Origin of the sequence: Kineococcus glutinatus, from assembly GCF_039542765.1 — a bacterium.
In the GTDB taxonomy this organism is placed as follows: Bacteria; Actinomycetota; Actinomycetes; order Actinomycetales; family Kineococcaceae; genus Kineococcus_A; species Kineococcus_A glutinatus.
In genome coordinates this window covers 1-6,748 of the sequence record NZ_BAABIL010000198.1, presented here as the reverse complement: position 1 = coordinate 6,748, position 6,748 = coordinate 1, and the positions used below count along the sequence as shown (strand labels likewise).

Genomic DNA, 6,748 nt, shown 5'->3' with positions numbered 1-6,748 from the left:
TGGAGCTGGTGGGCCTCGACCCCGCCGAGCACGGCCGGCGCTACCCGCACGAGCTGTCCGGCGGGCAGCAGCAGCGGGTGGGCGTGGCGCGGGCGCTGGCCGCCGACCCACCGGTGCTGCTCATGGACGAGCCGTTCGGCGCCGTGGACCCCGTGGTGCGCGAGCGGCTGCAGCGGGAGTTCGCCCGCATCCAGCACGAGCTGCACAAGACGGTGCTGCTCGTGACGCACGACCTGGACGAGGCGGTGCGGCTGGGCGACCGGATCGCCGTGTTCAGCGCCGGCGGCGTGCTGGAGCAGTACGCCGACCCGGCCACGCTGCTGTCGGCGCCGGCCAACGAGTTCGTCGTGGGGTTCATCGGCTCCGACCGGGGGCTGCGCCGCCTGGCCGTCACCCCGATCCGGGTGGAGGACCTGGACCAGCCCACCGTGCTGGCCCGCGGCGACGGGGTGGCCTACGCCTCCACCGCCCTGGAGGTGGACAGCCGCTCCTGGGGGGTGGTGCTCGACGCCGACGAGGAGCACCTGCTGGGCTGGGTGAGCCGCGGCTCGCTCACCGACGCGATGCGCGGCGGGGCGCGGCAGGGCACGGTCGGGGACTGGCTCCGGCCCTTCGAGGCGACCATCCAGCGCACGGAGACGCTGCGCACGGGGTTCTCCACGCTGCTCGGGCAGGACCTGCGCTGGGTGCCGGTGCTGGAGGGCGACCGCTACGTCGGCATCCTCACCCCGGACGTGGTGCACGACGCGCTGCGGCGCGGGACCCCGTCCGCGGCGGCCGGGGTCGCGGGGGGGCCGGGAGAGGGCTGAGCGGCGGGCCCGTCGTCGCCGGACCGGGCGGGGCTCAGCCCTGCTCGACCCGGTCGGGCGGGCCGGGCTCCTCGTGCGGCCCGCGCTCCGGCGGCACCCGGCACCAGCGCTCCACGAGCAGCCCGGCGGCCGCGACGAGCAGCGAGGCCACCGCCGCGGCCAGCGCCAGCCACATCCGCTCGCGGCGGGCGTCGATGCCGACGTGGGCGGCGTAGTGGGCCACCTGCCCGCCGAACCAGCCGAGCAGCAGGGCGCCGGCGTAGGCCGAGGCCTTGCCCAGCACCGCCGTGCGGGCGGCGCGCAGGGCGTCGATGCGCCGGGCGCGGTCGCCGCGCACCCACTGCCGCACCGGCCAGCCGGCGCCCACCACCACGACGGCGATGAGCAGCAGCGCGGCGATCATCGTCCACGGCAGCTGCGGTTCGTAGCCGCCGCCGACCACCCAGGTGCGCAACCCCGCCCAGGTCAGCGCCCCCGCCACCGCGGCCACCGCCACCAGCCGCGACCACTGCGTCGGCCTCACAGCACCCCCTCCAGCACGTCCGCCGCCGGGCGCACCCCGTCGCGGTCCTCGGCACCGGCCAGCAGGTCCGCCACCGCCCCGCCCCCCGGGCCGGGCAGCCGCGCCGCGGGGTCCAGCGCGTGCCAGGGTGCCAGCACGAACGCCCGCCGCGCCGCCCCGGGGTGGGGCAGCTGCAGCCGCGGGCAGGCCGCCACCAGCCCGGCCACGTCGACGACGTCGACGTCGAGGGTGCGCGCCCCCCAGCGCACGGCGGCCGGCGAGCGGTCCCGCCCGTGCGCGGCCTCCACCGCCTGGCACGCCTCGAGCAGCGCCAGCGGGGACAGGGAGGTGCTGACGAGGACGACGGCGTTGAGGTAGTCCGGTTGCGGCACGCCGCCGACGGGTGCGGTCTCCACCACCGGCGACACCGCCCGCACCCGCACGCCGGCCACCGCGCGCAGCGCCGCGACGGCCGAGCGCAGCACCGCGGCGCGGTCGCCGAGGTTGGTGCCGAGGGCCAGCACGGCGGGCACCTCCCGTCCGGGGGCCGCGGCGAGCACGGCGGGCACGGGGCCGGGCACGGGGCCGGGCACGGGGCTCACCGCTCCTCCCGGCTGCGGCGCAGCGCCACCTCGACGTCGGCGAAGGCCACGGGGATCGGGGCGGCCGGCTTGTGCACGACGACGTCCACGGCCTGCACGGGCGCCTCGGCGAGGCAGGCGTCGGCGATGCGCTGCGCCAGCGTCTCCAGCAGGTCCACGGGGTCGCCGGCGACCAGCGCGGCGATCCGCTCGGCCAGCAGCCCGTAGTGCACGGTCGCGGTGAGGTCGTCGCCCGCCGCGGCGGGGCGGGTGTCCAGGTGCAGGGCGACGTCGACGCGGAAGCGCTGCCCCAGGGCGCGCTCGGCGGGCAGCACGCCGTGGTGGCCGGTGGCCTCCACGCCGCGCAGCACGATCCGGTCCAGGGGGCGCCCACGGGCGTCGAGCACGGGCGGGCCGGCGTCGACGGCGCTCACGACGGCACCCCCGCACCGGGCCGCTCGGCCGCCGGGTCCGCCCAGGCCGCCGCCACCCGCACCGCCGCCGCGGAGGAGGCCACGTCGTGCACCCGCACCCCCCACGCACCGGCCGCGGCGGCCAGGGCGCTCACGGCGGCGGTGGCCGCGTCACGCTCGGCGGCCGGTGGCGCGGTGCCGTCCGACCCGGCCAGCAGCGCCCCCAGGAACCGCTTGCGGGAGGCGCCGACGAGCACCGGGTGGCCCAGGGCGCGCAGCGCCGGCAGCGCCCGCAGCAGCGCCCAGTCGTGCACGCCGACCTTCGCGAACCCCAGACCCGGGTCGAGCACCACCCGGCCGGGGGCCACCCCCGCGGCCACGGCGGCGTCGCGGGCCGCGCCCAGCTCGGCGACGACCTCCGCGACCACGTCGCCGTAGACCGCACGCGAGGTCATCACGTCGCTGTGGCCGCGCCAGTGCGACACCACGAACAGCGCGCCGGCGTCGGCCACCGCGGCCGCCATCCGGGCGTCGGCCCGCCCACCGCTGACGTCGTTGACGACGAGCGCGCCGGCGGCGAGAGCGCGGGCGGCCACCTGGGCGCGCATCGTGTCGACGCTCACCGCGACCCCGGCGGCGACCAGCCCCTCGACGACGGGCAGCACCCGGCGCGCCTCCTCGGCGGCGTCCACCCGCTGCGCCCCGGGGCGGGTGGACTCCCCGCCCACGTCGACCAGGTCCGCACCCGCGGCGACCATCGCCAGGCCGTGCGCGCAGGCCGCCCGCGCGTCGGGCCAGCGGCCGCCGTCGGAGAAGGAGTCCGGGGTGACGTTGAGGACGCCCACCACCCGGCAGCGACCGGGGGCCAGCAGCGCCTCGGGACCCGTGGCGGGCACCGCTCAGCGCCCCACGATGAGGCTCATGGCCTCGGCCCGGGTGGCGGGGTTGCGCAGCGCCCCGCGCACGGCGGAGGTGACGGTGCGGGCACCGTCCTTGCGGACCCCGCGGTAGCTCATGCAGAAGTGCTCGCACTCCACCACGACGATCGCGCCCCGGGGGTGCAGCAGCCCCACGAGGGCGTCGGCGACCTGGGTGGTGAGCTGCTCCTGCAGCTGCGGGCGGCGGGCGTAGACGTCCACGAGCCGCGCCAGCTTCGACAGCCCCGTCACCCGGCCGTGCTCACCCGGGATGTAGCCGACGTGGGCGACACCGTGGAAGGGCAGCAGGTGGTGCTCGCACATCGACTGCACCTCGATGTCGCGCACCAGGACGAGCTCGTCGTGCTCGAGGCCGAAGTCGGTGACGAGGACGTCCGCGGGGTCCTGCCACAGGCCCGCGAACATCTCCCGGTAGGCGCGGGCCACCCGCTGCGGGGTGTCGCGCAGACCCTCGCGGTCGGGGTCCTCGCCGATGGCGAGCAGCAGCTCCCGCACCGCGGCCTGGGCCCGCGCGGCGTCGAACTCGCGCCGGGCGGTCGGCGCGGGCGCTGCGGCGCCGGTGGTCGTGCTGTCGATGGCGGGGCTCCCCGGAAGCGGGCGCGTCCCGGTGCCGCGGGCTGCGGCACCGGGACGGCGGACGGTCGTGCTGAGGGTGTGCTGGGTCAGGACTGCTCGTGCGGGCCGTAGCCGTGCACCGGCGTCTGGAAACCGTTGGCGTGGCCGTTGGCCGCACCCCGCTCCCCGGGCGCCAGCACCGGCGGGACGTCCGACACCGCACGGCGGGAGCTGGACAGCCACACCGGCCGGGCCGGGCGCTTGACGACGGGGGCGAAGATCTCCGCGAGCTCCTCGCGGTTGAGGGTCTCCCGGTCCAGCAGGGCCAGCACCAGGTCGTCGAGGACCTGCCGGTGCTCCACCAGGATCTCCCACGCCTCGTCGTGCGCGGCCTCGATGAGCCGGCGCACCTCCTCGTCCACGATGCCCGCGACCTCCTCGGAGTAGTCGCGCTCGTGGCCCATGTCGCGGCCCAGGAAGACCTCCCCCTGGCCCTGGCCGAGCTTGATGGCGCCGATGCGCTCGCTCATGCCGAACTGGGTGACCATCTTGCGGGCCAGGTTGGTGGCCTTCTCGATGTCGTTGGAGGCGCCCGTGGTGGGGTCGTGGAAGACGAGCTCCTCCGCGACGCGGCCGCCGAGGGCGTACGCGAGCTGGTCGAGGATCTCGTTGCGGCTCGTGGAGTACTTGTCCTCCTGCGGCAGCACCATCGTGTACCCGAGGGCGCGCCCGCGCGGCAGGATCGTCACCTTCGTCACCGGGTCGGTGTTGGGCAGCGCCGCGGCCACCAGGGCGTGCCCGCCCTCGTGGTAGGCGGTGACCTTCAGCTCCTTCTCGTTCATCCGCCGGGTGCGCTTCTGCGGGCCGGCCATGACGCGGTCGATGGCCTCGTCGAGGGCGCGGTCGTCGATGACGGCGGCGTTCGCGCGGGCGGTCAGCAGCGCCGCCTCGTTGAGGACGTTGGCCAGGTCGGCGCCGGTGAAGCCCGGGGTGCGCCGCGCCACCGCGCGCAGGTCCACGTCCGGCGCCATCGGCTTGCCCTTGGCGTGCACGCGCAGGATCTTGTCGCGGCCGTCCATGTCGGGGGCCTCGACGGCGATCTGCCGGTCGAAGCGGCCCGGGCGCAGCAGCGCCGGGTCGAGGATGTCGGGGCGGTTGGTCGCCGCGATGAGGATGACGTTGGCCTTGACGTCGAAGCCGTCCATCTCCACGAGGAGCTGGTTCAGCGTCTGCTCGCGCTCGTCGTGCCCGCCGCCGAGACCCGCACCGCGGTGCCGGCCGACGGCGTCGATCTCGTCGACGAAGACGATCGCGGGGGCGTTGGCCTTGGCCTGCTCGAAGAGGTCGCGCACCCGGCTGGCGCCGACGCCGACGAACATCTCGACGAAGTCGGAACCGGAGATCGAGTAGAACGGCACCCCGGCCTCGCCGGCCACGGCGCGCGCCAGCAGCGTCTTGCCGGTGCCGGGCGGGCCGTAGAGCAGCACGCCCTTGGGGATCTTCGCGCCGACGGCCTGGAACTTCGCCGGCTCGGAGAGGAACTCCTTGATCTCGTGGAGCTCCTCGACGGCCTCGTCGGCACCGGCCACGTCGGCGAAGGTGACCTTGGGGGTGTCCTTGGACACCATCTTCGCCTTGGACTTGCCGAAGTTCATGACCCGGTTGCCGCCGCCCTGCATCTGGCCCATGAGGAACCAGAACAGCAGGAGCAGGATGATGAACGGGGCCACCGAGAAGAGCAGCGTCTGCAGGATGCCCGCGCGCGGCACCTCGTCGGTGACGCCGCCCTCGGGCGGGTTGGCCTCCAGCGCCTCGAGGACGGCGTCGCCGCGCTGGTAGATGTAGTAGGAGTGGACCTTGGTCGCGCCGCGCTCGGTGACGCCGTCGCTCAGGACGAGGTCGATGCGCTGCTCGTTGTCCGTCAGCGTCGCCTGCTCGACCTGACCCTGCTGGATGAGCTGGATCGCCCGCGTGGTGGACACCTCGGTCGTGCCGCTGGAGGCGACGAAGGACATCGCCGCGATGACGAGGGCCACGGCGAGGACGATCCACATCGCCGGGCCGCGGAAGAGGCGCTTGAGATTGGACATCAGTCGAGGGGGGCGACCCCCGTCCCTCCTGCTAGCACGTAGTTGGCTCGACGGTACACCGGCTCCGGGACGGCGGTCGGTGCTCCGTCGCGTGCAACGCCCGCGGGCGGCCCGGGGTTCCGGGCCCCCGCCCTCGCCGGGCGGGGCGCGGCGGGCCGCTCAGCTGTACACGTGCGGGGCCAGGGTGCCCACGACGTCGAGGTTGCGGTAGCGGTCGGCGAAGTCGAGGCCGTAGCCGACGACGAACTCGTTGGGGATGTCGAAGCCCACGTAGGCCACGTCCACCTCGACCTTGGCCGCGTCCGGCTTGCGCAGCAGCGCGCACACCCGCACCGACGCGGGACCGCGCGAGCCCAGGTTGGCCAGCAGCCACGACAGGGTGAGGCCGGAGTCGATGATGTCCTCCACCACGAGCACGTGGCGGCCGGAGATGTCGGCGTCGAGGTCCTTCAGGATGCGCACCACGCCGGAGGACTTGGTGCCCGAGCCGTAGGAGCTCACGGCCATCCAGTCCATCGACACGGGGATGCGCATCGCCCGCGACAGGTCCGCCATGACCATGACCGCGCCCTTGAGCACCCCGACGAGCAGGACGTCCTCGCCGGCGTAGTCGCGGTCGAGCTCCGCGGCCAGCTCCGCCACCCGCGCCGCGATCTGCTCCTTGGTGAGCAGGACCCTGGCCAGGTCCGTCCCGGCGTCGTCCGCGTCCACCCCGTGCCTCCTCGGCTGCGTCCGGCGGCGGCCCGCCGCACGTCCCGGTGCCGCTCACCGGGGCCGCTGGCCGCGCTCGACGTGCAGCCTGCCACACGCCCGGCGCAGCTCCGCACCACCGGGCAGCGCCACCGCGCCCTGCCCGCGCC

The 6,748-nt window shown here is 75.8% G+C and carries 8 protein-coding genes; 1 reads left to right on the top strand and 7 read right to left on the bottom strand.

The window, feature by feature from the left end; all coding sequences use genetic code 11:
- Positions 1–809 (top strand): ATP-binding cassette domain-containing protein (locus tag ABEB16_RS08495; protein WP_345711824.1); only part of this gene is annotated, 809 nt, incomplete at its 5' end.
- 34 nt (positions 810–843) lie between these two features.
- Here ABEB16_RS08495 and ABEB16_RS08490 read toward each other — a convergent pair.
- The 7 genes from ABEB16_RS08490 to hpt form a co-directional block, all read right to left on the bottom strand.
- Positions 844–1,332, bottom strand: a complete 489-nt coding sequence (locus tag ABEB16_RS08490; protein ID WP_345711823.1) for a DUF3180 domain-containing protein — start codon at positions 1,330–1,332, stop codon at positions 844–846.
- Positions 1,329–1,913, bottom strand: coding sequence for a 2-amino-4-hydroxy-6-hydroxymethyldihydropteridine diphosphokinase (gene folK / locus ABEB16_RS08485; RefSeq protein WP_345711822.1), 585 nt, complete (start codon positions 1,911–1,913; stop codon positions 1,329–1,331). Before folK ends, ABEB16_RS08490 begins: the two co-directional genes overlap by 4 nt.
- The gene (gene folB / locus ABEB16_RS08480; protein WP_345711821.1) at positions 1,910–2,326 is read right to left on the bottom strand and encodes a dihydroneopterin aldolase; all 417 of its coding nucleotides are present in this window, start codon (positions 2,324–2,326) and stop codon (positions 1,910–1,912) included. The genes folK and folB overlap by 4 nt, the downstream gene beginning before the upstream one ends.
- A complete protein-coding gene (gene folP / locus ABEB16_RS08475) occupies positions 2,323–3,201 on the bottom strand; it encodes a dihydropteroate synthase (protein ID WP_345711820.1) in 879 nt (292 codons plus the stop codon). Before folP ends, folB begins: the two co-directional genes overlap by 4 nt.
- Positions 3,202–3,204: 3 nt before the next feature.
- Entirely contained in the window at positions 3,205–3,819 is a 615-nt protein-coding gene (gene folE / locus ABEB16_RS08470) for a GTP cyclohydrolase I FolE (protein WP_345711825.1), read from the bottom strand.
- A gap of 86 nt (positions 3,820–3,905) precedes the next feature.
- Positions 3,906–5,888, bottom strand: coding sequence for an ATP-dependent zinc metalloprotease FtsH (gene ftsH / locus ABEB16_RS08465; RefSeq protein ID WP_345711819.1), 1,983 nt, complete (start codon positions 5,886–5,888; stop codon positions 3,906–3,908).
- Between the two features lie 159 nt (positions 5,889–6,047).
- Complete coding sequence (hpt, locus tag ABEB16_RS08460; protein ID WP_345711818.1) at positions 6,048–6,599, bottom strand: hypoxanthine phosphoribosyltransferase; 552 nt, start codon at positions 6,597–6,599, stop codon at positions 6,048–6,050.
- Positions 6,600–6,748 lie beyond the last annotated feature (149 nt).

Coding starts and splice junctions, on each gene's coding strand:
- ftsH (WP_345711819.1), bottom strand. CDS start 5,888: ATGTCCAATCTCAAGCGCCTCTTCCGCGGCCCGGCGATGTGGATCGTC.